Origin of the sequence: Haloplanus salinarum (genome assembly GCF_009762275.1) — an archaeon.
Taxonomy (GTDB): Archaea; Halobacteriota; Halobacteria; order Halobacteriales; family Haloferacaceae; genus Haloplanus; species Haloplanus salinarum.
In genome coordinates, this window is sequence record NZ_CP034345.1 from 2,399,369 (window position 1) to 2,423,757 (window position 24,389).

Here is a 24,389-nt window from a genome sequence, read left to right on the forward strand (position 1 = left end):
CCTACGTCCCGTGGTCCCAGGAGTCCATGTACTCGCGTTGCTCGTCGCTGAGGTCGTCGATGGCGATGCCCTCGGCGTCGAGTTTCACTTCCGCGATCTCGCGGTCCAGCCGGTCGGGTACCTCGTGGACGCCGGCCTCGTACGCGTCGGGATTGACGGCGAGTTCGCGGACGCAGACGGCCTGGACGCCGAAGCTCTGGTCCATCACCTCGACAGGGTGACCCATCGACAGCGGGCCCGCGAGGTTCACCAGCCGGCCCTCCGCGAGCACGTTCAGTCGGCGACCGTCCGGGAGTTCGTACTCCTCGACGCCGTCGCGGACCTCGCGGGTCGAGACGGCCATCTCGTCCAGTTCTTCGAGGTTGATCTCCACGTCGAAGTGGCCGGCGTTCGCCAGCAGGGCGCCGTCTTCCATCCGCTCGAAATCCTCGCGCGTGATCACGTCGCGGTTGCCGGTCGTCGTCACGAAGAGGTCGCCCTCGCCCGCGGCCTCGTGCATCGGCATCACGTCGTACCCCTCCATATGGGCCTCTAGCGCCCGCCGGGGGTCGACTTCCGTGACGATCACGTCGGCGTTCATGCCCGCGGCCTTCTTGGCGACGCCGCGGCCGCAGTAGCCGTAGCCCGCGACGACGATCGTCTTGCCCGCGATGGCGAGGTTCGTCGTCATCGCGATGTTGGCGAGCGCGGACTCGCCGGTGCCGTGGACGTTGTCGAACAGCGTCTTCATCGGCGTGTCGTTGACCGCGAACATCGGATACTCCAGCGCGCCGTCGTCGGCCATCGACCGCAGGCGATGGACGCCCGTGGTGGTCTCCTCGCAGCCGCCCTTGAGCTGGGGGATCAGGTCGGGGTGTTCGTCGTGGATGTGGGTGACCATGTCGGCGCCGTCGTCGACGGTGATCGTCGGATCGACGCCGACGACGGCCTCGATGGCGTCGTAATACTCGTCGGTGTCGACCCCGTGGGCGGCGTAGGAGGTGACGCCGTCGACGGCGTGGAGCGCCGCGCTCACGCCGTCCTGTGTCGACAGCGGGTTACAGCCGGTGATGGCCACCTCCGCGCCGCCGACCGCGAGGAGTTCGACCAGAACGGCGGTCTTGGCCTCGACGTGCATCGCCATGGCGATCCGCTCGCCGGCGAGCGGCTTCCCGGCGGCGAACGACTCCCGAAGTTCGGCGAGGATGGGCATGTGGGCCTCCGCCCAGTCCATCTTCCGTCGCCCCGCGGCCCGTGCGCTCGCGGGGTCGTCGAGGCGCTCGGCTATCGTGCGTGTCATACGCCCCGTTGCGCGAGCGGTGGCAAAACCCTACCGTCTCCCCACGGCGGGAAGTTATTTCATCGTGGTCGCCGAGGCCCACACGATGGACCAGTGGCCGCTCCGGGAGCACGCCGTCCGCGGCGCCGACCCCCGCGCCGTCGCCGGCGGTGGCATCCTCGTCGCCCTCGGGTGGGCCTTCGTCGCCGTCCACACCGCGACCGCCCTCGACTCGACCGGCCGCCTCGGCTCGGTCTTCGGGCTGGTCGTCCCGCTCGGCCTCGCGGCCACCCTCTTCGTCGGCGCCATCTGCGTCTACCGCTACGGCCTGGCCGAGTCGGCGCTCCGGATCAGCGGCTGGACCCTCTTCGGGACGCTCGCCTTCGCCGCCGTCATCGGCGGCGCCCTGTTCGCGCTCGGCCCCGACCCCGTCGATCCCGCCGCGTTCCCGGTCGTCCTGCTCAACGTCGCGGCCGGCGGGGCCGTCCTCGGTCTGCTGGTCGGCCTCTACGACGCCCGGCAGCGCCGCCTCCGGCGACAGCTCACCGACGAACACCGTCGCGCCGACGACTTCCGCCAGCGACTCAGCGTCCTGAGCCGCGTCCACCGTCACGACTTCCGCAACAAGCTCAACCTGATCGTCGGGACCGCGGACCGCCTCCGTACCGACGCCGACGGGGCCGACGCCGTCGACGCCGAGACGGTTCGCACGCGGGCGAGGACGATCCAGGACGCCGGCACGGCACTCGGGCGGATCACGGAGGAGTTCCGCGAACTGGAGCGGCTCCGGACCGACGCCGTGATGGATCCCCGGCGGATGGACCTCGTGGCGGCCGTCGACGCGGCCGTCGCCACCGTCGGTGCCACGTTCCCCGACGCGACGGTCGTCACGACCCTCCCCGAGACGCTGCCGGTCCGGGCGTCGCCGCTCGTCGGTCGTGCCGTCGAGGAGCTCCTCGACAACGCCGCCCGGCACAACGACGCCCCGCGGATCGAGGTCGGGGCCACCCGCCGTGACGGGGTCGTCGCCCTGACCGTCCGCGACGACGGGGCGGGGATCCCGCCCGCGGAGGTGGCCGTCCACCGCGCGGCCGAGGAGACGTCGCTCGACCACAGCGACGGTCTGGGCCTGTGGCTCGTCGCGTGGATCGCCGAGCGCTCGGGGGGGACGGTCGACATCGAGCGCCCGGACGAGGGCGGCACCGCCGTGACGATCCGGCTGCCGGCCGCCGACTAACCCGCCCGCGCCAGCAGATCGCGGGCGCGTCGCTCGGCCCGCGCCATCACCGCCCGTTCGTCCAGCGGCAACACCTCGCGGTCGCGCATGAGTACCGTTCCGTCACAGACCGTGTGGCGGACGTCGGACCCCCGGACGGCGTAGGCGAGGTGGCTCACGAGGTCGTGATCGGGCGTCAGGTGCGGGGCGTCGAGGTCGACGACGGCGAGGTCGGCCGCGGCGCCCGGTTCGATCCGCCCGGCGTCGATGCCGAGCACCGCGGCCCCGCCCGCGGTCGCCATGCGGACGGCGTCGGGGGCGGCGACCGCGCTCGCGTCGTCGGCCGCGAGCTTGCCGAGCATGGCCGCGTCGCGCAGCTCGTCGAAGAGGTCGAGGTCGTTGTTCGAGGCGGCGCCGTCGGTGCCCAGTCCCACCGCGACGCCCGCGTCGAGCAGGCGCTGGACCGGCGCCATCCCCGAGGCGAGTTTCATGTTCGAGGCCGGGCAGTGGACGACGCCCGTCCCCGTCTCCGCCAGGAGGTCGATCTCGTCCCCGTCGAGGTGGACGCCGTGTGCCAGGAAGTCCGCCTCCCGACAGAGGCCGAGGTCCCGGGCCCACTCCAGGGGCCGGCGTCCCCGCTCCTCGACGATCGGGTCGACCTCGGCGGCGGTCTCGTTGGCGTGGTAGTGAACCGGCACGCCGGCCTCGGCGGCCTCCTCGGCGGCGAACGAGAGCAGGTCCGGCGTGACGGTCGTGAGGCTGTGGGGCATCACCGCCGTCGAGATCCGGCCGTCGGCGGCGCCGTCGAACGTCCGTGCCGTCTCGATGCTCTCCTCGATGTCGGCCCGGGCCGCATCGTCGTCCTTCCCGGCCGAGATGGCGCCGTGCCCGAGGACGGCCCGCAGGCCCGCCCGCTCGACGACGGCCGCCGTGCGATCGATCTCGAAGTACATGTCGGCGAAGGTGGTGGTCCCCGAGCGGATCATCTCCAGGACGCCGAGTTCGGCCCCGGCCTCGATGTCGGCCGGTTCGAGCGCCGCCTCCACCGGCCAGACGTCCTCGCGGAGCCACCGATCCAGGGGCTTGTCGTCGGCGTGGCCCCGCAGGAGCGTCATGGCGACGTGGGTGTGTGCGTTCACCAGCCCCGGGATCACCAGCCCGCCGTCGGCGTCGAGGGTCTCCTCGCCCGACAGATCCGGACCGACCTCGACGATCTCGCCCGCCGAGCCGTCCACCAGTACGTCCGCGTCGACGACGGTCATGTCCGGGCGCAGGACGCGACCGTCGCGGATCAGGAGCGTCCCCATATCCCCTCTGGACCCCCGGGCGGGTTAAGCGCCGGGGATCGGCGGAAAGAGCTTTAGGCGTCGCTCCGGGAGTGTGCGGGAGATGCCCTCCACCACGCGAAGACGCACCCTCCACGGCGTAGCGACGCTGCTCGCGGGGGTCGGCCTCGCCGGCTGCTCCGGCGAGTCGTCGTCGACGTCGACCCACCCGGCCGAGGCCACCGGCAACGTCGCCTTCGACCCCGAGTCGTACAGCCTCCGCAACGCCGACCTCGAGCCGATCCTCTGGTCCGGCGACCGGCCGACGACCGAGCCCGGCACGGACGACGACGCGCGGATCCGGCACTTGGCCGATCACCGCTTCGTCGCCGACGCCGACGACGCGGCCGCCGTGTCCATCGCCGACGTCGACGGCGCCGCGGGCGCCCGCGAGTTCCTCGATTCGACCGACTACGACGCCGCCACGGTGTACGTCGAGCAGATCGGCATCCGCGAGTGTTTCACGCAGGAACTCTGTCACGTCCGCTGGTCGGAGACGGAGGTCGACACCGACTACGCCCGCCACTACCGCGACGCGGACGTCGCCTGCGAGACCGACGCCCGCGACGTGCTCGTGACGCTGATCCGCATCCCCGAGGCGTTCGACCCCGGCGGCGTGAACAGCTACGGGTCGAGCCGCGGCTCGGGGACCTGCGAGCGGAGCAACGAGCACCTGCGACGCCGACGGAACCGGAGCGACGACGGAGGGGCCCGATGAGCCGTCTCACCCGACGGGGCGCGCTCGCCCTCCTCGGAACCCTCGCCGGCTGTAGCGACGCGAACCCCCTCGATTCGGGGTCGGAGTCCCCAGAACTCGACGCCGCCGCGATCCGTGCCGCCGTCGACGGTTCGGCGCCGACGGTTCCCGCCCGGCTCCCGATCGATATCGGAGCCGACCACCTCGCCGCGACCGAACGCCGGGCGCGGTCGCTCCTCGATGCGGTGCCCGCGAGCCTCGGTCCCGACGAGGTTCCGAACGGCGCCATCCGCGAGCGGGTTCGCGACGCGCGCAGCCACGCCGCCGAGCGGCTCTCGGCGGCGACCGAGGCCCCGACCCCGTTCGAGCGGCTGGTGGCCTTCGCGGACGCCCGGGCCGACGCCCGCTTCGCCGCCGGCGCGTGGCGCGCCATCGACGAGGGACTGACCCGCGAGGACCTCGCGGCCGAGGCCGAGACGGTCCGCGCGGACCGGCGGACACTCCGGGAGCGGTGGCGCTACGTCGGTGCCGATCCCGTCGAGGCGACACTCGTCCACGCCGCCATCGAGGAGCGGATCGCGTCCGGACGACACGACGTCGTCGTCGACCAACCGCACCGCTACCGCCCCGGCAACCCGCTCGGCGTCGGCGAGGTCGCCGAGGCGGTCGAGCGCGCCCGCGTCGCCGTCGAGGACGCCGCCCACTGCTACGACCGGCTGACCGCGTCGCTCGACGATCCCGTCGACCTGCGCCCGCGGCTGGACGACGCTCGGCGGCGACTGCACGAGGCGTTCGAGGACGAACAGGACGCCCTGTCGTCGGTCGATCCGCGGGAGCCCTGGCGGGTCGAGGGGGTCGACGTCGCGGACACGCCGGCCGCCGAGGCGCTGGAGGAACTCTTTCGGCCGGTCGATCCCGCGGACGACGACGACGGCTGGGCCGACGGGACGCCCGCCGAGGCGCTGACGTGGGCTCACGCCTCCTTCGTCACGCTGGAGGCCTTCCTCGCCCTCCGCGAGCGGGTGCGCGAGGGCGAGACGTTCGCCATCGAGTCGGCCGCCGACGTGGGTGCCGTGCGGACGGCCGCCGTCGAGGCGCTTCGCGCCGCCGAGGAGTCGCCGGGGGAACCGGCGTTGACGCGACACTCCACGACCGAACTCGCCGATCAGTTGGCGTGGGCCGACGAGGAACTGCTGACCCAGGAGGGGAGCGTCCGGGCGGCCTGGCTCCGCAACGACGCCGCGACGTTCCTGACCGTCGAGGCACGGGCGCGGGCGACGCCGGCGGCGAGCCGACGGGTCGCCGAGGCGTTGCGGACGGGGTAGGCGGGCCGTTTCGGGGCGACGCTCCCCGCGGTTTCCCGCCCCGCTCCGCGGTTCGCGCTCCACGGCTCGCAACGCTCGCCGTTCCGGTTCGAGGTCGCGGTTCCCTTCGGTCACGCGACCTCGCCCCCGAAAAGCAGTTCCCCCCTGCCCGCCACAGTCCGACAATGCGCATCGCCGTCCCCAACAAGGGCCGCCTGCACGACCCGTCGATCGACCTGCTCGAACGCGCCGGCCTGCACCTCCAGGGCGGCGCGGACCGGAAACTGTACGCGGACACGGTCGACCCCGACGTGACCGCGCTCTTCGCCCGCGCCGCCGACATCCCCGAGTACGTCGCGGACGGCGCGGCCGCCGTCGGCATCACCGGCCTCGATCAGGTCCGCGAGTCGGGTCACGATCTGGTGGACCTGCTCGACCTGGGCTTTGGCCGATGCCGACTCGTCGTCGCGGCGCCCGAGGACGGCCGGATCGGGGCGGTCGCCGACCTCGACGGCGGCACCGTCGCCACCGAGTTCCCCCGGATCACCCGCGACTTCTTCGCCGAGCAGGGTGTCGACGCCGAGGTGGTCGAGGTGACGGGCGCGACCGAACTCACTCCCCACGTCGACATGGCCGACGCCATCGTCGACATCACGTCGACGGGGACGACCCTGCGGGTGAACCGCCTGACCGAGATCGCGGAGGTCCTGTCGAGCTCCGTCCGCCTGTTCGCCCACCCCGACGCCGTCGACGACGAGAAAGTCAGGCAGCTCGTGACGGCCTTCGAGTCCGTCCTCGCCGCCGAGGACCGACGGTACCTGATGTTGAACGTTCCGGAGGAGCGCCTCGACGACGTGCGCGACGTGTTGCCCGGCATGGGCGGCCCGACCGTCATGGACGTGGCGGGCACCGACGACGTGGCGGTCCACGCCGTCGTCGAGGAACGGGCCGTCTTCGGCGTCATCAACGACCTGAAGGCGATGGGCGCGAGCGACATCCTCGTCACCGAAATCGAGCGGCTGGTGGAGTGACGCCCGTCACTCCTCGGGCCGTGGCTCCCATCGGTTCGGGTCGACGTCGTCCTCGGGACCCGTCTCGCGCAGGTCCGGGGTCGTCACCGACGGGTCGATGCGCAGGGCGCCCGTCCGCCACCGTGTCCACAGGGCGATGACGGCCGTGCCGACGACCATCGCGCCGACTCCGAGCAGCCCCGCCTCGGGCCCGAAGTCGCCGCCGGTGAGGAGCCGTGGCCCCGACACCACGACGACGAGGACGCTCGCGTCGACGCCGAGGCCGGAGACAGGGAAGCCGTAGACGCCGCCCTGAAACAGGTTCCAGGTGATATGCAGGCCGATCGGCGTGGCGAGTTCGCCCGTCAGGACGTACCCCGCCGCGAGCATTCCCCCCGCGAGCACGATGGCGACGGTGCTCAGCGCCGTCGCGTTCGGGTTGTTGGCGTGTGCGAGGCCGAACACGAGCGACGAGAGGCAGACGGCCCCGACGACGGCGCCCCGCTCCCCGGCCCACCCGACCAGCCCCTCCGCGGCGTTCGTCAGGAGGTAGCCCCGCGCGAGCAGTTCCTCGTAGACGCCGACGACGACGAAGACGACGACGAGGCCGAGAAACCGGGCGGCGAAGCCGTCTCGCGGGCGGAGGGTTCCCGTGATCCGGACCCACCCGGCGGCGAGCGAGAGGGCGAAGATCAGCGTCATCAGCCCCGCGCCGAGCGCGAGGCCGAACCCGAAGTCGAGCCACCACCCCCGGTCCGTCCGGAACCCGAAGTCCCGCAGGCGACGCCGGTCGACGTACCGCCCGGCGATCAGGATCGACAGGGAGACGACGCCGCCCACGAGCACGATGCCCGCGGCGGCGCCGGCGGCCGCGGCGACGGCCTCGCCGACCGACGCCGCCAGCGCCGCCCGGAACGCGCCGACGCCCCCGACGCTCCCGACTCCCAGGCTCGTCCCGACGACCAGCGAGGCCGTGACGACGACCAGCAACGCGACCCGCAGGAGCGCCCGCGGCCGACGTTCGCCGTCGTTCCACAGCAGCGTCCGTGGCCCCATCGCCCGCATCTGGGTGGCGTGCACGCATAGGAGTTGCCGTCGACTCGCCCGCAGAAAGTTCAACGAGAATCCATAATGAATATATACACAATTTATGTGTGGGTAGGGAACGAAGGACACGCCATGAGCTCCGCCACCACCGACCACGACCTGTTGCCGTCGGTCGAATCGCCCGTCGACGCGGTCGACTCGCTCTGCTCGGTCGGGGCCGCGCTCGGTATCGTCACCTACGGGGTCGGGCTCCTGGTGGGCGACGTCGGGGCGGCGACGACCGGCGTCGGACTCGGCGTCGTCTCCGTGTTCGGGGCGCTGGGGGCGCGGAGCGCCCGGACGGCCGTCGACGCGCTGTGATCACCCCGGCGCCGAGCGGACGAGCACGTAGAGGCTGAAGACGACACTGCCCAGGATGACGCTGACGACGGCGTGGATAGCCGTGACGCCGGCGGTGAGCCGACGGTCGAGGTCGTAGACGTAGTGGACGAGGACGGCGTCGAGGCCGAGCGCCACCAGGACGGCGGGGATGGAGGGCAGTTCGAGTGCCGCAGCGACGACGGCGACGGCGGCGGGGACGGGGCCGATCAGGAACGCGTTCTTGATCGGGACGTCGCCGAGGACGTTTCTGGCGGCGATGTGGGCGGTCACGGAGAGAAACAGGGCAAAGAGGGCGACGGTGCCGGCGACGGCGAGCGGCGGCGCCGATCCGACGCCCGTCTGCAGGGGACCCATCTGCGACGGACTACTCCAGGAGACCGAGGTCTTCGAGTCGGGAGACGATGACGTCGACGGCTTCCTCGGCGTCCTCGGGCTGTTTGCCACCCGTGATGACGAGTTTGCCGGAGCCGAAGAGGAGCGCGACCACGTCGGGGTCGTCGAGCCGGTAGACCAGTCCCGGGAACTGCTCGGGTTCGTACTCGATGTTCTCCAGACCCAGCCCGATGGCGATGGCGTTCAGGTTGAGGTTGCGCCCCAGGTCCGCGCTCGTGACGATGTTCTGGACGACGATGTCGGGTTCCTCGTCGACGTCGATCCGCAGGTCGCGGAGCTTGTCGAAGACGATGTGCAGGCTCTCGTGGACGTCGGCCGTCGACTTCGCGCCCGTGCAGACGATCTTGCCCGAGCGGAAGATCAGCGCCGCCGACTTCGGGTTCTGTGTCCGATAGACGAGGCCGGGAAACTGTTCGGGGTCGTAATCCGCCCCCTCTAGGTCCATGGCGACGCTCTGGAGGTCGAGTTCCTGTCCGATGCCGGTAGAAGCCACCACGTTCTCGATGTTTATCGTCTCCTTGGGATCGGTCATGTGTCGACTTAAGTGTCGTATTTAAGGTTCAAAAAGGTTGGTGCGAGCAACTGATAAGTCAACGCCGCGAGCGGTCGGCGCCGGTCCGGTATCCTCATGGCGCCGGGCCACGGACGACGACGCGTGTACGGTCTCGAACTCGCCGGCGAGGACGACGCCTTCGCCGCCCGGGAAGCCGCGTGTGCGGCGACGGGGGTCGAGGTGGTCGCGCCCGGCCTCGCGACGGCCCGCGGCGTCGACGCCGACCGCCTCCGGTCGCTCGCCTACACCCACCGCGCCAGCCACCTGCTCGGACACGCCGCCGCGAGCGTCGCGGACGCCCGGGCGCTGGTCGAGGCGGCGACGATGGACCGGACGGGCAGCGTCGCCGTCCGCGCCCGCGACGTGCGGGGCACCGCGGGGGTCGACACCCGCCGCGCCGAGCGAGCCCTGGGTTCGGCCCTCGTCGACCGCGGCTTCACCGTCGACCTCGACACCCCCGACCACGAACTCCGGGCGTGTTTCGCGGGCGACACCTGTCTCGTCGGCTGGCTCGTCTCCGAGAGCGTCCGCGACTACGGCGACCGCCGCCCCACCGACCGCCCCTTCTTCCAGCCGGGGAGCATGGCGCCCCTCGACGCCCGTGCGCTCGTCAACCTCGCGGGCGTCGACCCCGGGGACCGCCTCCTCGATCCGATGTGTGGCACCGGCGGCGTCCTGATCGAGGCGGGACTGGTCGGCGCCCGGCCCGTCGGGATCGACGCCCAGCGGAAGATGGTGCGTGGCGCCCGCGAGAACTGTCGAGCGTACCTCGACACCGAGCCGTCGATCGTCCGTGGGGACGCCACCCGTCTCCCCCTCGGCGACGATGCCGTCTCTGCCGTCGTCTTCGACGCGCCCTACGGTCGGCAGTCGAAGATCGAACGCCACACGCTCGCCGACCTCGTGGGCGGTGCGCTGACGGCGGCACGCCGGGTCGCACCCCGGGCGGTCGTCGTCGGCGACCGATCCTGGAGCGAGGCGGCGCGCGCGGCCGGGTGGACCGTCGAGGCGACCTTCGAGCGACGGGTCCACGGATCGCTCGTGCGCCACGTCCACCTGCTCCGGTGAACGGCTCAGTCGTCCGCCGCGCGGAGCGCCACGACCGTCTCCCCGGCGCGCACGGCGTCGCCCTCGGCGACGAGCAGGTCCCCACGGTCGTAGGCCGGCGGCAGGAGCACGTCGGCCCGACTGCCGAAGGCGATGTGGCCGATCCGGTCGCCGCGGGTCACCTCCTCGCCCGTCGAGACGTAGGGGTGGATGCGGCGGGCGAACCAGCCGGCGATCATCGAGCACTCGCAGGTGTCGAGGGTCACGTCCACGCGCTCGTTGCGGTCCGAGTCCTTGCTGAAGGCCGGGCGGTGGGCGCCCGGCCGGTGGGTTAGCGACTCGACGACGCCCGTCCGCGGCGCCCGGAGGACGTGGACGTCGGTGACGTTCATGAACACGCCGACGCGGAGGCGGCCGTCCTCCTCGCGAACGACGGAGACGCGGCCGTCCGCGGGCGCGACCACGCCCCGCGGCGGCGGCGACCGGTCCGGGTCGCGGAAGAAGTGGACGACGAACCCGCCGAGGGCGAGCGCCAGGGCGGCCAGGGGCGGTGAGACGAACGCGAGCGCCACCGCGGCGACGAGCGGCGGGAGGGCGTACCGCCGGGCACCGGGGGCCAGCCTCACGGCCGCCCCTCGGCCCGCGCCCCCCACGTCGCCAGGAGGTGCGCGAGGTGGAGTCGGTCGTCGGTTCCGGTCACCAGGTCGTGGTCGACGTCGCCGGCCAGCCGGTGGAGGCGGGCGAGTTCCTCGCCGTCGTAGCGCTTGCGGGCCACGGAGAGCAGGTCCGCGAGCAGGGACTGGCCGTCGTACCCCTCGTCGTCGAGGAGCGTCCCGACGGTCTTCCGGGCGTCGGTCAGGTCCCCCGACTCCGCGGCCGCGAGGATGGACTCCAGGTCGTCGTCGTGCCCCACGTCCCGCAGCGTCTCGTGAACCGTCGACATCGTCACCTCGTCGGCCTGCTCGGCCGTCGTCTGCGCGCCGAGGATCGCTCGCCTGAGGTCGCCCTCGGCGTAGCCGGCCACGAACTCCAACCCGTCGTCGTCGTAGGGGACGTCCTCGGCCTCCAGGATCCCCTCGACGACGGCCTCGATCTCGTCGGTCGTCGGGGCCCGGACCGGCACCGGGAAACACCGGGATCGGATGGGGGCGATGAGCGTCGAGGGCTGGCGGGTGACGATCACGAACTGGGTGGTTCGGTGGTACCGCTCCATCACCCGCCGGAGGGCCTGCTGGAAGTCCTCCCGGATCGCCTCGGCGTTGTCGAGGACGATGGTCTTGTACTCGCCCGACACCGGGGCGTAGCTCGCGGACTCCTTCAGGACGCGGTTGATCATGTCGCGTTTCGCCATCCGGGACCGCCCGGCGAGGAACTGCTCGAACCGGGGGTCCTCGCGGAGTTCCTTCTTCGTGCGGCCGAAGAAGTCCGCGACGTTGATCTCCACGAGGTCGTTCGCGGGGTCCGCGTGGGCGGTCTCGGCCAGGGCGCGGACGGCCGCCGTCTTGCCGGCCCCCGGCGGCCCCTGGACGACGAGGTTCATCGGTTCGTCGACCGCCCGCCGGAGTCGGTCGCGGACCGACGACTGCGGTAGGTCGTCGAGGCTCGGCGAGTGTTCGTCCGTCCAGAGCGGGGCGTCCATCGCCGCTCCCTAGTCGACCGACGGGTAAGAATCCCTATGTCTCGGCGTCGGCGTCGGCGTCGGACCGCCGGTTCGGCTCCCGCTCCGGGGTCGGCGGACCGTCCCGGTCCCCGCCCTCCCGTCGGAGCCGCTCCCTCGCTCCCTCCGGCGTCTCCGTCTCCAGCAACGCCGTCAGCTTCGACTCGAACGCCGCCTCCGAGAGTTCGCCGCGCGCGTACCGCTCGCGGAGGGTCGACAGCGCGTCGTCGACGTCGCGGTCGTTTCGCGACGCGGCGTCTGCGTCCGTCTCCCCGCCGTCCCGCCGGAGATACGCGAGCGCGGGGACGACGGCGCCGAAGCCGACGGCCCAGACGACCCAGAACGCCGGCAGGTCGACCGCCATCGCCACGAACCCGAGGGCGAGGACGGCGAGGGAGACGGTCGCGACGACCGGGTCGGCATCGTCCCCAGGCACGCGCGTGGCTTCGCCCGAGGCCGACATAAATCCCGTGTCGGGCGTCGCCGTCGACACCGATACGGGTTTACGGTCGCCGCCCGGATCGGATCGTATGTCGATGCGCGTGACGTTTCTGGGCACCAGCGGGGCCGTTCCGACGACACAGCGGGCGCCGAGTGCCCTCCTCGTCAACCGCGAAGGGGAGCGGTTCCTCTTCGACTGCGGCGAGGGGACCCAGCGGCAGATGATGCGGTTCGGAACCGGCTTCGACGTCTCTCACATCTTCGTCACGCACCTCCACGGCGATCACATCCTCGGGATTCCGGGGCTGATCCAGTCGCTCGACTTCAACGACCGCACCGACCCGCTGGCGATCCACGTCCCCCCGGGCGCCCGCGGGGAGATCGAGAGTCTGGTCCACGCCGGCGGTCACCGTCCCGGCTACCCGGTCCGGATCCACGAGGTCGCGCCGGGGTCGGTCGCCTACGACGCCGAGGCGTTCGCGGTCCGCACCGTCGAGACCGAACACCGCACCCGCTCGATGGGGTACGCGCTGGTCGAGGACGACCGCCCCGGGCGCTTCGACCGGGAGCGGGCCGAGGAACTCGGCGTGCCGGTCGGGCCGAAGTTCGGCCGTCTCCACGAGGGCGAGTCGGTCGAACTCGACGACGGGCGCGTGATCGACCCCGAACAGGTGGTCGGCGAGCCACGCCCCGGTCGGCGGCTGGTGTACACCGGCGACACCCGTCCGGTCGAGGCGGTCGTCGAGGCGGCCGCGGACGCCGACCTCCTGATCCACGACGCGACGTTCGCGGCCGACGCGGCCGCGCGGGCCCGCCGGACCGGCCACTCGACCGCGCGCGAGGCCGCCGAGGTGGCCGCCCGCGCCGGCGCCAAGCGACTCGCCCTGACCCACATCTCCTCGCGGTACGCCGGGGAGTGGGAGCGGCTCGAACGGGACGCACGGGAGGTCTTCGACGGCGAGTGCTTCGTCGCGAGCGACGGCCAGACCGTCGAGGTTCCCTACCCCGAGTGACCGGAAACGGAACCGTCAACTGCCTCCAGTCCGTCGATCCGACGTGGACTACCGCCCCGCCCAGTGCAACATCGGTCCCCAGCAACGCCGCCGCCGGGCCGCGCTCTCCGTGGGTGGACTGGTCGCCGCGGGTGCCATCGTCGTCGCACACCTCGCCGGCCACCTCCCCGAACTGCTACTCGCCGGCGTCTTCGTCCCCTTCGCCGTGGCCTTCGAGTGGGGGATTCAGGCCTACGAGGGGTTCTGCGTGCGTCTCGCGCTCCTCGGTCGGTACGACTTCTCCGGCGCCGGCAACGACGCGGAGGCGACCGGCGGGGTCTCGGACCCGGAACACCGCCGGCGTGACCGGCGCCACGCCTTCCGCATCAGCGTGATCAGCGTCGCCTTGGCCGCGGTGGCGACGGCGCTGGTCGTCGCCGTGCTGTAACCCCCGGCGTGGAGTATTTATTCCGCGGCTCCCTACCGCCGGTCGTGAACGCCCGGACGAGTGCGCTCGACGCGCTGGTGTTCGGCGTCGACGTACAGAGCGGCGACGTCCGCGGGGACGCCCCCTCCTACGCGGTGGTCGCCTACGACGGCGAGAACTTCGACCGGGACGTCGTCTCCTTTCGCAAGCTCCGGCGCCTGATCGAACGCGAGGAGCCGGCCATCGTCGCCACGGACAACGTCTACGAACTCGCGACCGACCACGACGACCTCGTGCGGTTCCTCCGGTGGCTGCCCGGCGGGACGCGGCTCGTCCAGGTGACCGGCGCCGAGCGACCGGAACCCCTCTCGCGGGTCGCCTCGCGTCACGGCGTCCCCTACGGCAAGCAGCCGATGGAGGAGGCGGAGGCCGCGGCCCGCCTCGCCGCCGCCAACGTCGGCCACGAGGTGACGGCCTTCACCGACACGACGACGGTGAAGGTGTCCCGCGGGCGCTCGACGGGGTCGGGCGGGTGGAGCCAGGACCGCTACACCCGCCGCATCCACGGGAACGTCAAGAAGCGCACCCGCGAGGTGGCCGACGCGCTCGATTCGGCGAACCTCGACTACGAGCGCGAAGTGACCGAGAAGTACGGCGGCTACGCCAACGCCACCTTCACCGTCGAGGCGGCGCCCGAGGATCTCCCGGTTGGCAAGTCCCGCGCCGGCGACACGCGCGTCGAAATCGAGCGCGAGCGCCGCGACGGTATCGAGTTCGAACCGCTGGTGAAACGGCGTGACCGCGTCCTCGTCGGCATCGACCCCGGGACGACCACCGCCGCGGCCGTCGTCTCGCTCGACGGCGAGGTGCTCGACGTGTTCTCGACGCGCACCGCGGACACGGCGGGTGTCATCGAGTGGCTGATCGAGCGCGGGCGGCCGGTCGTCGTCGCCGCCGACGTGGAGCCGATGCCCGAAACCGTCGAGAAGTTCCGCCGGAGCTTCGACGCCGCGGGCTGGGCCCCCGACGCCGACCTGCCGATCGACGAGAAGCTCCACCGCACCCGCGAGCAGTCCTACGACAACGACCACGAACGCGACGCGATGGCGGCCGCGCTCTTCGCCTTCGATGCCTACGCCGACCGGTTCGAGCGGATCACCCGGAAGGTGCCGCCGCAGTTCGACCGCGGGGAGGTGATCGAGCGGGTCGTCACCGGCGACGCCTCCGTCGAGGCCGTCCTCCACGACCTGGCCGACGACGACGGCGACGAGGAGGCGGAGTCGACCCACGAACCCCGGGAACTCTCGCCGGAGGAGCGTCGCATCAAGCGCCTCGAACGCCAGGTCGAGCGGCTGGAGTCACAGGTCGACGACTTGGAGGGGCAGTTGGCGGAGCGGGACGAGCGCATCGCGGAGTACGAGGAGGAACTCTCCGAGGCCCGCCGCGAGGAGCGCCGCGAGGTCCGCGAGCGCCGCGAGGTCAACCGGCTGGAACGCGAGACCGAGCGGCTGGAGCGGGAGTGCGACCGGGAGCGCGAGCGCGCGGACGAACTCGAATCGAAGCTGGAGCGGCTGAAGACCCTCTGGAAGTTGGATCACTCCGACTTCGCCGACGTCTCGGAGGGGCGTGACCTCGTCCCCGTGAAGGTGATCGAGCAGTTCACCCGGGACGCCATCGACGACGCCGACGCGGCCTACGGGCTGGCGGCGGGCGACGTGGTCTACCTCCGGGACGCCAGCGGCGCCGGCCGGTCGACCGCCGAGCGCCTGGCGGCGACGGAGCCACGTCTCGTCCTCCGGTCGGGGAACCTCTCGAACGCCGCCGACGAGGTCCTGTTCGAGGCCGAGGTCCCCGTCGCGCCCGCCGAGGACGTGACCGTCCAGGAGGTGGACGAACTCGCGGTCGCCCGCGAGAGCGAGGTCGTGGCCGCAGTCGAGGACTGGGAGCGACGCGCCGAGGAGCGCTCCAAGGAGCGGAAATCGGAGATGGTCGACCAGATCATCAGCGAACACCGGGCCGAGAGCGGCGACTGATCGCGGCCCCTACGATTTTGATCCCCGCCCGCGACGTGGGGGTATGAGCGAGGACGCGTCCGGGACGACGACCGACCCAACCCGCGACGGCGACGAGCCGACCGACATGGGGGACCTCTTCGACGAACTCGAAGAGCTAGAGGGCATCGTCGACACGCCGGCGGGCCGCAGACAGGTCCGCGAGACGATGCGCGTGGCGATGGCGGCGAGCGCGAGCACCGCGGCGAGCCCGTTCGGACGCGTGATCCGGGGGTACGACCGCGGCGACCTCGCGGAGGCGTTGCTCGGGAGCTTCCTGTTCGGAATTCCGATGGCCGTCGAGGGCGGCACCCAGGAGGTCGGCGAGTTCCTCGCTGCCCGGCCGCTCCACCTCGGTGCGACCATCGTCTTCGGCGTCGGGCTCGTCGTCGGGATCATCTACGTCGCCGACTTCCAGGACGTCCGCGTCCACAAACCCATCCTCGGGGTGATCCCGCGTCGACTGGCCGGCGTCGTCGGCGTCTCCTTGACGATGGCGTTCGTCCTGCTGACCGGGTGGGGACGGGTCGACTGGGCGGCGCCGACGCTCGCCTTCGCCAACGTCGTCGTGGCGTTCGTCCCGATGAGCGTCGGGGCGGCGCTGGGCGACATCCTCCCGGGATCGTAAGGGGAAGTCATATTTTCCCGCTCCCGCGGTATACGGTATGGACGTCTACGAGCGGATCACCCGGAACGCGACCGAGGTGGTCACCGAGGCAGAGGGACGGGAACTGGCCGAAGACCCCGAGGGCAAGCGCGCGTACGTCGGCTACGAGCCGTCGGGCGTCCTGCACATCGGCCACATGCTCACCGCGACGAAGCTGATGGACCTCCAGGAGGCCGGCTTCGAGGTGACGGTCCTGCTCGCGGACGTCCACGCCTACCTCAACGACAAGGGCACCTTCGAGGAGATCAGGGAGACGGCCGAACGTATGAAGGCGCAGTTCCTCGCGTACGGTCTCGACGAGGAGCGCACCGAGTTCGTCTACGGCTCCGAGTTCCAGTTCGACCGCGAGTACGTCCTCGACCTGCACGCCCTCGAACTGGAGACGACTCTCTCCCGGGCCGAGCGGGCGATGGCGGAGATCAAGAGCGGCGACTCGGTCACCGTCTCGCAGGCAGTCTACCCCCTGATGCAGGCGCTCGACATCGTCTATCTCGACGTCGACCTCGCGATCGGCGGGATGGAACAGCGCAAGGTCCACATGCTCGCCCGCGACGTCCTGCCGAAGATCGGCGAGGACGCCCCGACCTGCCTCCACACGCCGCTGATCGCCGACCTCGATACGGGCGTGGGGAAGATGTCCGCGAGCGAGGGCGTCTCCATCTCGATGGAGGACTCGACGGCGGACATCGAGGGGAAGGTCAACGGCGCCTTCTGTCCGCCGACTCGCGATCCGGAGCCGGACGACGCGGGCCGCGAGCGGGAGAACCCCGTCCTCCAGATCTTCGAGTACCACGTCTTCCCGCGGTACGACACCGTCGTCGTCGAACGGCCCGACGAGTACGGCGGCGACCTGACCTACGGCGACTACGAGTCGCTGGCGGCGGACCTGGAGTCGGGCGAGTTGCACCCGGCGGACGCGAAGGGGGCGCTGGCAACGTACCTCGACGAACTCATCGCGCCCGGACGGGCGAAACTGCGTGACGCCGCCTCGGACGCCTGAGGGCGGCCCGACGATACGTCGGCGGTTTTAAAACTCGCGACCGCGAACGGTCAGCCATGAGCGAGAACGAAAACGGCGGGCGCAAGGACCTTCGAATGCCCGACGACGACGAGGTGTTCGCCGTCGTAACGGACATGCTCGGGGCCAACCGGGTACAGGTACGGTGTGCGGACGGCCAGGAGCGCACCGCCCGCATCCCCGGGCGGATGCAAAAGCGCATCTGGATCCGGGAGGACGACGTGGTCCTCGTCGAGCCGTGGGACTGGCAGGACGAGAAGGCCGACATCTCGTGGCGCTACGAGAAGTCGGAGGCGGACCAGCTGCGGCGCGAAGGCCACATCGAGTAGCGGCGGGACTTTTGAGGCGTGACGACGTAACGGGAACGAATGAGTGACCGCGAGGAGTACGGCCTGCTCGACCCCGAGGAGGGGGAAGGCGAGGACTTCGGCGACGAGTGGGAGGAGATCGACGTTTCCGACACCGACGCGGACCGCATCGCCAGAAAGCGGGACCGCGAGTTCGCCGAGTTCCGCAAGCGCCTGAAGGACGCCGACCAGTTCAAGGTCGCACAGTCGGTGTTCGACGACGCCACCTTCGCGGCCATCTACAAGCTGGTCCAAGACGGCCACATCGACGCCTTCGGCGGCCCCATCTCGACGGGCAAGGAGGCGAACGTCTACGAGGCACTCGGCGCCGACGACCGGGACGTGGCGGTGAAGATCTACCGCATCAACGCTTCGAACTTCCAGGAGATGCGGGCGTATCTGGAGGGCGATCCGCGGTTCGAGGGGATCGGCTCGGACAAGAAGAAAGTCGTCCTCGCGTGGACGAAAAAGGAGTTCGCCAACCTGCGGCGGGCGCGGAGCGCGGGCGTCCGGGTGCCCGAACCCATCGCCGTCGAGCGCAACGTCCTGGTGATGGAGCTGGTGGGGCTGGTCGAGGAGCGCGCCCGGCGGCTCGCGGAGGTGAACGTCGAGAACCCCGAGACGGCCTTCGAGGTGGTCCGGGAGTACATGCGCCGGCTCTACGACGCCGGACTCGTCCACGGCGACCTCTCCGAGTACAACCTGATCATCCACGACGGGGAACTGGTCGTCATCGACCTGGGGCAGGCGGTGACGGTCCACCATCCGAACGCCGACGACTTCCTCGACCGGGACTGCCGGAACGTGGCGGCCTTCTTCACGCGACAGGGGATCGACGTCGACCCCACGGACCTGCGTGCGTTCGTGACGGGCGCGGAGACGTAATCCCCGAGCGAGAACGCTTAAACGGCTCCGCCCGGTAGTCCGCGGTATGCAGCACGTGAAGGTTCCGCAGGACCGCCTCGGCGTCCTCATCGGCGAGGGCGGCGAGACCATGCGCGAGATCGAGCGGCGTGCCGAGGTTCGCCTCGACATCGACTCCGAGAGCGGGAGCGTCGCCATCGACGCCACCGGCGACCCCGTCACCGCGATGGTCGCCCCCGACATCGTCCGCGCTATCGGTCGCGGGTTCAAGCCCGACGCGGCCCTCTCCCTCCTCGACGACGAGATGCGGATGTTCGAGTTGATCGACATCGAGGACGCCACCCGAAACAAGAACGACCTCCAGCGACAGAAGGGACGGCTCATCGGCGAGAACGGTCGCACCCGGGAACTGATGGAGGAACTTACCGGTGCCGAGGTGGTCATCTACGGGACCACTCTCGGGATCATCGGCCAACCCGAGGAGGTCCAGGCCGTCCGCCGGGCCGCCGAGATGATCCTCGACGGCGCGCCCCACGGCGCCGTCTACGGCTTCCTCGAGCGCAAACACAACGAACTCACCCGCGGCGTCGAACTGTAACTCCTCCTCGATCCGTGGTTTCGAGTGACGATATCCCCCCGGTGTGACAGCCGTTGCCGTGACCGCTAATCACCTGACTGCGGTACGACGTACCATACGCCGAAACGAAACGTTTTTATAGAATCACAATCAATCAAAGGTTGATTATGTCTCAGCGAATGCAGCAGGGTCAGCCGATGATCATTCTCGGCGAGGACTCCCAGCGAACCCAAGGGAAGGACGCTCAGTCGATGAACATCACGGCCGGGAAGGCCGTCGCGGAATCCGTACGGACCACACTCGGTCCGAAAGGAATGGACAAGATGCTGGTCGACTCCGGCGGGAGCGTCGTCGTCACGAACGACGGCGTCACGATCCTGAAGGAGATGGACATCGACCACCCCGCGGCGAACATGATCGTCGAGGTGTCCGAGACCCAGGAGGACGAGGTCGGCGACGGCACGACGACGGCCGTCGTCATCGCGGGCGAACTCCTCGACGAGGCCGAGGAGCTCATCGATCAGGACATTCACCCGACGACGCTGGCCCAGGGGTACCGCCAGGCCGCGGAGAAGGCCAAGGAGGTCCTCGAAGACAACGCCATCGACGTGTCGCCGGACGACCGCGAGACCCTCGTCAAGATCGCCTCCACGGCGATGACGGGCAAGGGCGCCGAGAGCGCCAAGGACGACCTCGCGGACCTGCTGGTCGACGCCGTGCTCGCCGTGCGCGACGAGGACGGTAGCGTCGACACGGACAACGTCTCCATCGAGAAGGTCGTCGGCGGCGCCATCGACAACTCCGAGCTCATCGAGGGCGTCATCGTCGACAAGGAACGCGTCAGCGACAGCATGCCCTACGCCGTCGAGGACGCGAACGTCGCCCTGATCGACGGCGACCTCGAAGTCAAGGAGACCGAGATCGACGCCGAGGTCAACGTCACCGACCCCGACCAGCTCCAGCAGTTCCTCGACCAGGAGGAGGAACAGCTGCGCGAGATGGTCGACAAGCTGGTCGACGTCGGCGCCGACGCCGTCGTCGTCGGCAGCGGCATCGACGACATGGCCCAGCACTACCTCGCACAGGAGGGCATCCTCGCCGTCCGCCGTGCGAAGGACAGCGACCTCTCCCGGCTCGCCCGCTCGACGGGCGGCACGGTCGTCGGCTCCGTCGACGACATCACCGAGGACGACCTCGGCTTCGCCGGCTCGGTCGCCCAGAAGGACATCGGCGGCGACGAGCGCATCTTCGTCGAGGACACCCCCGACGCCAAGTCCGTGACGCTCGTCCTCCGCGGTGGGACCGAACACGTCGTCGACGAGGTCGAGCGCGCCGTCGAGGACTCCCTCGGCGTCGTGCGCACCACGCTGGAGGACGGCAAGGTCCTGCCCGGCGGCGGTGCGCCCGAGGCGGAGCTCGCCCTCGCCCTGCGTGACTACGCCGACTCCGTCGGTGGGCGCGAACAGCTCGCCGTCGAGGCCTTCGCCGAGGCCCTCGACGTCATCCCGCGCACGCTCGCCGAGAACGCGGGTCTCGACCCCATCGACTCGCTGGTCGACCTGCGCGCCCAGCACGACGGGGGCGACCTCTCGGCCGGCCTGGACGCCTACACGGGCGACATCATCGACATGGAGGAGGAGGGCGTCGTCGAACCCCTCCGCGTCAAGACTCAGGCCATCGAGTCCGCCACCGAGGCGGCCGTCATGATCCTCCGCATCGACGACGTCATCGCGGCCGGCGACCTCAAGGGCGGCGGCAGCGACGACGGCGGCGACGAAGGCGGCCCCGGCGGCCCCGGCGGCATGGGCGGCGGCATGGGCGGCGGCATGGGCGGCATGGGTGGCATGGGCGGCGCGATGTGAGATAGGCGCGCGCCCCATCCCTCTCGATCCATCGCCGCACCGCATCGCCCGACCGAACGATCCCGTTTTTGTTTCGACGCTACGCGTGGAGCCGACGGCTACCGGTGGACACCGTCGAAAACGCCGCGAACGCGGCTACGCGAACAGCTCTCGGGCTTCGGCGATGGCGTCGACCAGCCGATCGATCTCCTCGCGGGTGTTGTAGACGTAGAAGGAGGCCCGCGCGGAGGCCGCGATGCCGAGCTTGTCGTGGAGCGGCTGGGTGCAGTGGTCGCCGGCCCGGATGGCCACGCCGTGGTCGTTGACGATACTGGAGAGGTCGTGGGCGTGGACGCCCTCGACGTTGAACGCGACGAGGCCGCCGCGGTCGTCGCCCGGCGGGCCGTAGATCGTCACGTCGTCGAACTCGTCGAGGCGGTCGTGGGCGTACTCCGCGAGCAGTTCCTCGTGGGCCTGGACGGCCTCCATGCCGATATCCTCCATGTAGTCGACGGCGGCGGCGAAGGCGATGCCCTGCGAGATGGAGGGAGTACCGGCCTCGAACTTCCAGGGCAAGTCCTCCCACGTCGAGTCGTCGAAGCTGACCCGACGGATCATGTCGCCGCCGTAGAGGTACGGCTGCATCGATTCGAGGATCGCTTCCTTGCCGTAGAGCGCCCCGATGCCGGTCGGGCCACACATCTTGTGTCCGGAGAACGCGAAGAAGTCGGCGTCCATGGCTTTCACGTCGACCGGGCGGGTCGGCGCCGACTGTGCGCCGTCGACGAAGATCAGCGCGTCGTGGTCGTGGGCCATGTCGGCCAGGTCGGATACGGGGTTCACCGTCCCCAGCGTGTTCGAGACGTGGACGACCGACACCATCGCCGTGGAGTCGTCGATCAACTCGGCGGCGTGGTCCATATCGAGGTAGCCGTCGTCGTCGACGCGGATGTAGCGCACCTCGGCGCCGGTCCGCTTGGCGATCTGTTGCCACGTCACGAGCGACGCGTGGTGTTCCATCTCCGAGAGGACGACCGAGTCACCCGGACCGAGTTCGGCCAGTCCCCAGGCGTAGGCGACGAGGTTCTCCGCCTCGGTGGTGTTCTTGGTGAAGACGATCTCCTCGCGACCCGCCGCGCCGACGAAGTCGGCGACGGTGTCGTGGGCCTCCTCGTAGGCCACGCTCGCCTCCTGACTCAACTGGTGGATGCCCCGGTGGACGTTCGCGTTGTAGCCGCGGTAGTAGTCGCTGATCGTCTCGACTACCTGCTCGGGCGTGTGGCTCGTCGCGGCGTTGTCCAGATAGTAGAGGGGCGTGTCGTCGTCGGGACCCTGTCCGGACGTCTCCACGTCGCCCCCGACCAGGCGGTCGAGGATCGGGAAATCGGCCCGGATGGCCTCCACGTCGATCGGATACGATTCCTGGACTCCCATCGCCCAGTCGTAGGATCCGGAGGAATAACACCCCTTCGGTGTCTCACACCCGACGAAACCCCGACCGGTTACGTCCCCGACCCACCACTTTCTTTAGGTATCCGACCGCTTACATGCAACCATGCAACGTCGACGGGTCTTGGGAATCTGTGGAACGCTCACGGCAGGACTGCTCGCGGGGTGTGGCGGCGGTGGCTCGGAGAGTACGCCGACGGGGACGGCGACCGACACCGAGACGGCGACGGCGACGGCGACGGCGGAGCCGACCGAGACGGCGACGGCGACGGCGACGGCGGAGCCGACCGAGACGGCGGCATCCGGCCCCGGTGGCCCCACACACGCCCTCGAGGAGTCGTTCGTCGTCGGCACCGAGGGCAACCGGATCCGTTACCGCATTATCGACTTCTTCCGCGCCGACAGCGTCGGTAGCAGCGCCAACCCCGCCACCGCGGACGGGACCTTCCTGATCGTGCTTCTGGAGTTCGAGAACCCGCAGGACGACTCCACTACCTTCCCCCAGAACTCGTTCCTCGCCACTAACGAGGATCAGATCCGGTATTTCGACGACCGGGGGACGACGAGCATCGGCGACGACGACCGGATCGACGCCCAGTCGGTCGCCGCCACGACGCTCTCGGCGGGCCAGTCGGCGGCGGGTGCGGTGGTGTTCGACCTCGACCCGGACCGTTCCTACTGGCTCGAGATCCGCCCGACCGGCGACGCGGGCGAGACCCACTACGTCGAGATCGGTCCCGTCTCGGAGATACAGATGCTCGAGAGTTCGATGGTCGGCTAGAGCCAGAGCAGTTGGGCGTGGCGCGTGCCCTCGAGTTCGAGGACGTTCTCCGCGTCGACGAGTCCGGCGTCGACGGCGACGTCGACACAGCGCTCGCCGACGAGGTTCGCGACCGAGGCCCGCCGTAGCGCGTCCACCACGTCCTCGGCGTCGCCGGGGTCCCCGCCGTAGAACTCCTCGGTCACCGTCAGCGACACCTCGCCGTCCGCGTAGGTCTCGCCGAGACACTCCCGGTCACAGACCGCGACGAGGAGTCCCTCGGGCGTGTCGCGCTCGCGGATCAGCATCTACCGATCCTCGACCAGTTCGCGCTCGGCCTCCTCGCGGAGTTCCGCCGCCTGCTCTTGGACGCGCTCGGCCTCCTCGTCTTGGCCGAGTTCCTCTAGGGCCCGCGCTTTCTCCTCCAGCACCGAGGCGTTGCGCATCCCCAGTCGGATCGCGTTGTCGAAACAGTCGACCGCGCTCTCGTGGAGGCCTCGCTCCGAGAGGAAGAAACCGCGGTTGTACCACGCTTGTCCGAACCGAGGGTCGACCTCCACGGCGCGCTCGGCGTGTTCGAGCGCCTGCTCGGTCCGCCCCCACTCCCAGAGGGCGTACGCCAGGTTCGTGTGGGCCGTGGCGGCGTGGTCGGACTCGCCGTCGATGTCGAGGGCCTCCTCGTAGGCGCCGATGGCCTCGTCGTACTCCTCGAGTTCGGCGTGTGCCGCACCCTTGTTCACCCACGCCTCCTGTTCGATCCGGTCGTCCGCCGCGAACTGCGCCGCACGTTCGAACGCCCCGGTCGCCTCCTCGAACCGGTTGATACCCATGTAGGAGAGCCCGACGTCGACCAGCTGTTCGGCGTCGACCTGGTCGCTCCCGACGTTGCGTTCGTCGAGCATGTCCGTCAGTACCCGCGAGTCCACCGGATCGACCTCCGTCGGATCGACCGACAGCTCCGGCGGATCGAGCGAGAACTCCTCGTACTCCTCGTCGAACCCCTGCCCCTCCGAGAAGCGATGGGGTTGCTCGTCGTCCATGCCCTGGGATTGGGCGTCGGGGCGGTT

The 24,389-nt window shown here is 70.5% G+C and carries 27 protein-coding genes; 16 read left to right on the forward strand and 11 right to left on the reverse strand.

Features of this window, described 5'->3' with window-relative positions; translation table 11 throughout:
* Position 1: 1 nt before the first annotated feature.
* Positions 2-1,279, reverse strand: a complete 1,278-nt coding sequence (locus tag EI982_RS13730) for an adenosylhomocysteinase (protein ID WP_157690234.1) — start codon at positions 1,277-1,279, stop codon at positions 2-4.
* Between the two features lie 85 nt (positions 1,280-1,364).
* Between EI982_RS13730 and EI982_RS13735 the strand changes: the two genes are divergently transcribed.
* Positions 1,365-2,495: a sensor histidine kinase gene (locus tag EI982_RS13735; protein WP_199243637.1), complete on the forward strand. Its 1,131-nt coding sequence runs from the start codon at positions 1,365-1,367 to the stop codon at positions 2,493-2,495.
* On the opposite strand, the gene EI982_RS13740 is transcribed toward EI982_RS13735, so the two are convergent.
* The gene (locus EI982_RS13740; protein WP_157690236.1) at positions 2,492-3,781 is read right to left on the reverse strand and encodes an amidohydrolase; all 1,290 of its coding nucleotides are present in this window, start codon (positions 3,779-3,781) and stop codon (positions 2,492-2,494) included. The genes EI982_RS13735 and EI982_RS13740 overlap by 4 nt on opposite strands.
* 82 nt (positions 3,782-3,863) lie before the next feature.
* Between EI982_RS13740 and EI982_RS13745 the strand changes: the two genes are divergently transcribed.
* From EI982_RS13745 to hisG, 3 genes are all read left to right on the forward strand, one after another.
* Complete coding sequence (locus EI982_RS13745; RefSeq protein ID WP_157690237.1) at positions 3,864-4,517, forward strand: hypothetical protein; 654 nt, start codon at positions 3,864-3,866, stop codon at positions 4,515-4,517.
* On the forward strand, positions 4,514-5,821 hold the full coding sequence (locus EI982_RS13750) for a hypothetical protein (protein WP_157690238.1): 1,308 nt from the start codon (positions 4,514-4,516) through the stop codon (positions 5,819-5,821). Before EI982_RS13745 ends, EI982_RS13750 begins: the two co-directional genes overlap by 4 nt.
* Positions 5,822-5,985: 164 nt before the next feature.
* A complete protein-coding gene (hisG, locus tag EI982_RS13755; RefSeq protein ID WP_157690239.1) occupies positions 5,986-6,831 on the forward strand; it encodes an ATP phosphoribosyltransferase in 846 nt (281 codons plus the stop codon).
* Between the two features lie 6 nt (positions 6,832-6,837).
* Here the strand turns inward: hisG and EI982_RS13760 are convergent, their stop codons facing one another.
* A complete protein-coding gene (locus EI982_RS13760; RefSeq protein WP_199243822.1) occupies positions 6,838-7,866 on the reverse strand; it encodes a CPBP family intramembrane glutamic endopeptidase in 1,029 nt (342 codons plus the stop codon).
* A gap of 123 nt (positions 7,867-7,989) precedes the next feature.
* Here EI982_RS13760 and EI982_RS13765 point away from each other — a divergent pair, with 123 nt between their 5' ends.
* Entirely contained in the window at positions 7,990-8,217 is a 228-nt protein-coding gene (locus tag EI982_RS13765) for a hypothetical protein (RefSeq protein ID WP_157690240.1), read from the forward strand.
* Here EI982_RS13765 and EI982_RS13770 read toward each other — a convergent pair whose 3' ends face one another.
* Positions 8,218-8,592 (reverse strand): DUF7473 family protein, encoded by a 375-nt coding sequence (locus EI982_RS13770; RefSeq protein WP_157690241.1) that lies wholly within the window; start codon positions 8,590-8,592, stop codon positions 8,218-8,220.
* A 10-nt stretch (positions 8,593-8,602) separates the two neighbouring features.
* A complete protein-coding gene (locus tag EI982_RS13775) occupies positions 8,603-9,163 on the reverse strand; it encodes a TATA-box-binding protein (RefSeq protein ID WP_157690242.1) in 561 nt (186 codons plus the stop codon).
* 123 nt (positions 9,164-9,286) lie between these two features.
* On the opposite strand from EI982_RS13775, the gene EI982_RS13780 reads away from it, so the two are divergent.
* Positions 9,287-10,252 carry a methyltransferase domain-containing protein gene (locus tag EI982_RS13780; protein WP_394352052.1) on the forward strand — a complete coding sequence of 322 codons (966 nt, stop codon included), beginning with the start codon at positions 9,287-9,289 and terminating at the stop codon, positions 10,250-10,252.
* A 5-nt stretch (positions 10,253-10,257) separates the two neighbouring features.
* On the opposite strand, the gene EI982_RS13785 is transcribed toward EI982_RS13780, so the two are convergent.
* Genes EI982_RS13785 through EI982_RS13795 form a run of 3 tightly spaced genes read right to left on the reverse strand, consistent with a single transcriptional unit; the run spans position 10,258 to position 12,324 of the window.
* Entirely contained in the window at positions 10,258-10,857 is a 600-nt protein-coding gene (locus tag EI982_RS13785; protein ID WP_157690244.1) for a protein sorting system archaetidylserine decarboxylase, read from the reverse strand.
* Positions 10,854-11,870: an AAA family ATPase gene (locus tag EI982_RS13790; RefSeq protein WP_157690245.1), complete on the reverse strand. Its 1,017-nt coding sequence runs from the start codon at positions 11,868-11,870 to the stop codon at positions 10,854-10,856. Before EI982_RS13790 ends, EI982_RS13785 begins: the two co-directional genes overlap by 4 nt.
* Before the next feature lie 34 nt (positions 11,871-11,904).
* Positions 11,905-12,324, reverse strand: a complete 420-nt coding sequence (locus EI982_RS13795; protein ID WP_233255236.1) for an SHOCT domain-containing protein — start codon at positions 12,322-12,324, stop codon at positions 11,905-11,907.
* A 100-nt stretch (positions 12,325-12,424) separates the two neighbouring features.
* Between EI982_RS13795 and rnz the strand changes: the two genes are divergently transcribed.
* From rnz to thsA, 9 genes are all read left to right on the forward strand, one after another.
* The gene (rnz, locus tag EI982_RS13800) at positions 12,425-13,342 is read left to right on the forward strand and encodes a ribonuclease Z (protein WP_199243823.1); all 918 of its coding nucleotides are present in this window, start codon (positions 12,425-12,427) and stop codon (positions 13,340-13,342) included.
* A gap of 43 nt (positions 13,343-13,385) precedes the next feature.
* Positions 13,386-13,769 (forward strand): hypothetical protein, encoded by a 384-nt coding sequence (locus EI982_RS13805; protein WP_157690247.1) that lies wholly within the window; start codon positions 13,386-13,388, stop codon positions 13,767-13,769.
* A gap of 44 nt (positions 13,770-13,813) precedes the next feature.
* Positions 13,814-15,781: a DUF460 domain-containing protein gene (locus tag EI982_RS13810; protein WP_157690248.1), complete on the forward strand. Its 1,968-nt coding sequence runs from the start codon at positions 13,814-13,816 to the stop codon at positions 15,779-15,781.
* 43 nt (positions 15,782-15,824) lie between these two features.
* Complete coding sequence (locus EI982_RS13815) at positions 15,825-16,427, forward strand: DUF2391 family protein (RefSeq protein WP_199243638.1); 603 nt, start codon at positions 15,825-15,827, stop codon at positions 16,425-16,427.
* A gap of 37 nt (positions 16,428-16,464) precedes the next feature.
* Positions 16,465-17,466, forward strand: coding sequence for a tyrosine--tRNA ligase (locus EI982_RS13820; RefSeq protein WP_157690249.1), 1,002 nt, complete (start codon positions 16,465-16,467; stop codon positions 17,464-17,466).
* Between the two features lie 56 nt (positions 17,467-17,522).
* Positions 17,523-17,813 carry a translation initiation factor eIF-1A gene (gene eif1A / locus EI982_RS13825; RefSeq protein WP_157690250.1) on the forward strand — a complete coding sequence of 97 codons (291 nt, stop codon included), beginning with the start codon at positions 17,523-17,525 and terminating at the stop codon, positions 17,811-17,813.
* Positions 17,814-17,852: 39 nt separating this feature from the next.
* On the forward strand, positions 17,853-18,716 hold the full coding sequence (rio1, locus tag EI982_RS13830; RefSeq protein WP_157690251.1) for a serine/threonine-protein kinase Rio1: 864 nt from the start codon (positions 17,853-17,855) through the stop codon (positions 18,714-18,716).
* Positions 18,717-18,762: 46 nt separating this feature from the next.
* The gene (locus EI982_RS13835) at positions 18,763-19,293 is read left to right on the forward strand and encodes a 16S rRNA 3'-interacting factor aDim2p (protein ID WP_157690252.1); all 531 of its coding nucleotides are present in this window, start codon (positions 18,763-18,765) and stop codon (positions 19,291-19,293) included.
* A gap of 176 nt (positions 19,294-19,469) precedes the next feature.
* Complete coding sequence (thsA, locus tag EI982_RS13840) at positions 19,470-21,134, forward strand: thermosome subunit alpha (protein ID WP_157691228.1); 1,665 nt, start codon at positions 19,470-19,472, stop codon at positions 21,132-21,134.
* Between the two features lie 135 nt (positions 21,135-21,269).
* Here the strand turns inward: thsA and sufS are convergent, their stop codons facing one another.
* Positions 21,270-22,547 carry a bifunctional cysteine desulfurase/selenocysteine lyase SufS gene (sufS, locus tag EI982_RS13845; RefSeq protein WP_157690253.1) on the reverse strand — a complete coding sequence of 426 codons (1,278 nt, stop codon included), beginning with the start codon at positions 22,545-22,547 and terminating at the stop codon, positions 21,270-21,272.
* Positions 22,548-22,668: 121 nt separating this feature from the next.
* On the opposite strand from sufS, the gene EI982_RS13850 reads away from it, so the two are divergent.
* Entirely contained in the window at positions 22,669-23,343 is a 675-nt protein-coding gene (locus EI982_RS13850; protein WP_157690254.1) for a DUF4352 domain-containing protein, read from the forward strand.
* Here EI982_RS13850 and EI982_RS18490 read toward each other — a convergent pair.
* Both EI982_RS18490 and EI982_RS13855 read right to left on the reverse strand, forming a co-directional pair.
* On the reverse strand, positions 23,340-23,630 hold the full coding sequence (locus tag EI982_RS18490) for a DUF424 domain-containing protein (RefSeq protein WP_199243639.1): 291 nt from the start codon (positions 23,628-23,630) through the stop codon (positions 23,340-23,342). The two genes, EI982_RS13850 and EI982_RS18490, sit on opposite strands and share 4 nt — an antisense overlap.
* Complete coding sequence (locus tag EI982_RS13855; RefSeq protein WP_199243640.1) at positions 23,631-24,362, reverse strand: tetratricopeptide repeat protein; 732 nt, start codon at positions 24,360-24,362, stop codon at positions 23,631-23,633. It abuts the gene before it with no gap.
* Positions 24,363-24,389 lie beyond the last annotated feature (27 nt).

Excerpts from the sequence above, each read along its gene's own strand:
- EI982_RS13730 (WP_157690234.1), bottom strand. The coding sequence starts at position 1,279 with ATGACACGCACGATAGCCGAGCGCCTCGACGACCCCGCGAGCGCACGG.
- EI982_RS13735 (WP_199243637.1), top strand. The coding sequence starts at position 1,365 with ATGGACCAGTGGCCGCTCCGGGAGCACGCCGTCCGCGGCGCCGACCCC.
- EI982_RS13740 (WP_157690236.1), bottom strand. The coding sequence starts at position 3,781 with ATGGGGACGCTCCTGATCCGCGACGGTCGCGTCCTGCGCCCGGACATG.
- EI982_RS13745 (WP_157690237.1), top strand. The coding sequence starts at position 3,864 with ATGCCCTCCACCACGCGAAGACGCACCCTCCACGGCGTAGCGACGCTG.
- EI982_RS13750 (WP_157690238.1), top strand. The coding sequence starts at position 4,514 with ATGAGCCGTCTCACCCGACGGGGCGCGCTCGCCCTCCTCGGAACCCTC.
- hisG (WP_157690239.1), top strand. The coding sequence starts at position 5,986 with ATGCGCATCGCCGTCCCCAACAAGGGCCGCCTGCACGACCCGTCGATC.
- EI982_RS13760 (WP_199243822.1), bottom strand. The coding sequence starts at position 7,866 with ATGGGGCCACGGACGCTGCTGTGGAACGACGGCGAACGTCGGCCGCGG.
- EI982_RS13765 (WP_157690240.1), top strand. The coding sequence starts at position 7,990 with ATGAGCTCCGCCACCACCGACCACGACCTGTTGCCGTCGGTCGAATCG.
- EI982_RS13770 (WP_157690241.1), bottom strand. The coding sequence starts at position 8,592 with ATGGGTCCCCTGCAGACGGGCGTCGGATCGGCGCCGCCGCTCGCCGTC.
- EI982_RS13775 (WP_157690242.1), bottom strand. The coding sequence starts at position 9,163 with ATGACCGATCCCAAGGAGACGATAAACATCGAGAACGTGGTGGCTTCT.
- EI982_RS13790 (WP_157690245.1), bottom strand. The coding sequence starts at position 11,870 with ATGGACGCCCCGCTCTGGACGGACGAACACTCGCCGAGCCTCGACGAC.
- rnz (WP_199243823.1), top strand. The coding sequence starts at position 12,425 with ATGCGCGTGACGTTTCTGGGCACCAGCGGGGCCGTTCCGACGACACAG.
- EI982_RS13815 (WP_199243638.1), top strand. The coding sequence starts at position 15,825 with ATGAGCGAGGACGCGTCCGGGACGACGACCGACCCAACCCGCGACGGC.
- EI982_RS13820 (WP_157690249.1), top strand. The coding sequence starts at position 16,465 with ATGGACGTCTACGAGCGGATCACCCGGAACGCGACCGAGGTGGTCACC.
- eif1A (WP_157690250.1), top strand. The coding sequence starts at position 17,523 with ATGAGCGAGAACGAAAACGGCGGGCGCAAGGACCTTCGAATGCCCGAC.
- rio1 (WP_157690251.1), top strand. The coding sequence starts at position 17,853 with ATGAGTGACCGCGAGGAGTACGGCCTGCTCGACCCCGAGGAGGGGGAA.
- EI982_RS13835 (WP_157690252.1), top strand. The coding sequence starts at position 18,763 with ATGCAGCACGTGAAGGTTCCGCAGGACCGCCTCGGCGTCCTCATCGGC.
- thsA (WP_157691228.1), top strand. The coding sequence starts at position 19,470 with ATGATCATTCTCGGCGAGGACTCCCAGCGAACCCAAGGGAAGGACGCT.
- sufS (WP_157690253.1), bottom strand. The coding sequence starts at position 22,547 with ATGGGAGTCCAGGAATCGTATCCGATCGACGTGGAGGCCATCCGGGCC.
- EI982_RS13850 (WP_157690254.1), top strand. The coding sequence starts at position 22,669 with ATGCAACGTCGACGGGTCTTGGGAATCTGTGGAACGCTCACGGCAGGA.
- EI982_RS18490 (WP_199243639.1), bottom strand. The coding sequence starts at position 23,630 with ATGCTGATCCGCGAGCGCGACACGCCCGAGGGACTCCTCGTCGCGGTC.
- EI982_RS13855 (WP_199243640.1), bottom strand. The coding sequence starts at position 24,362 with ATGGACGACGAGCAACCCCATCGCTTCTCGGAGGGGCAGGGGTTCGAC.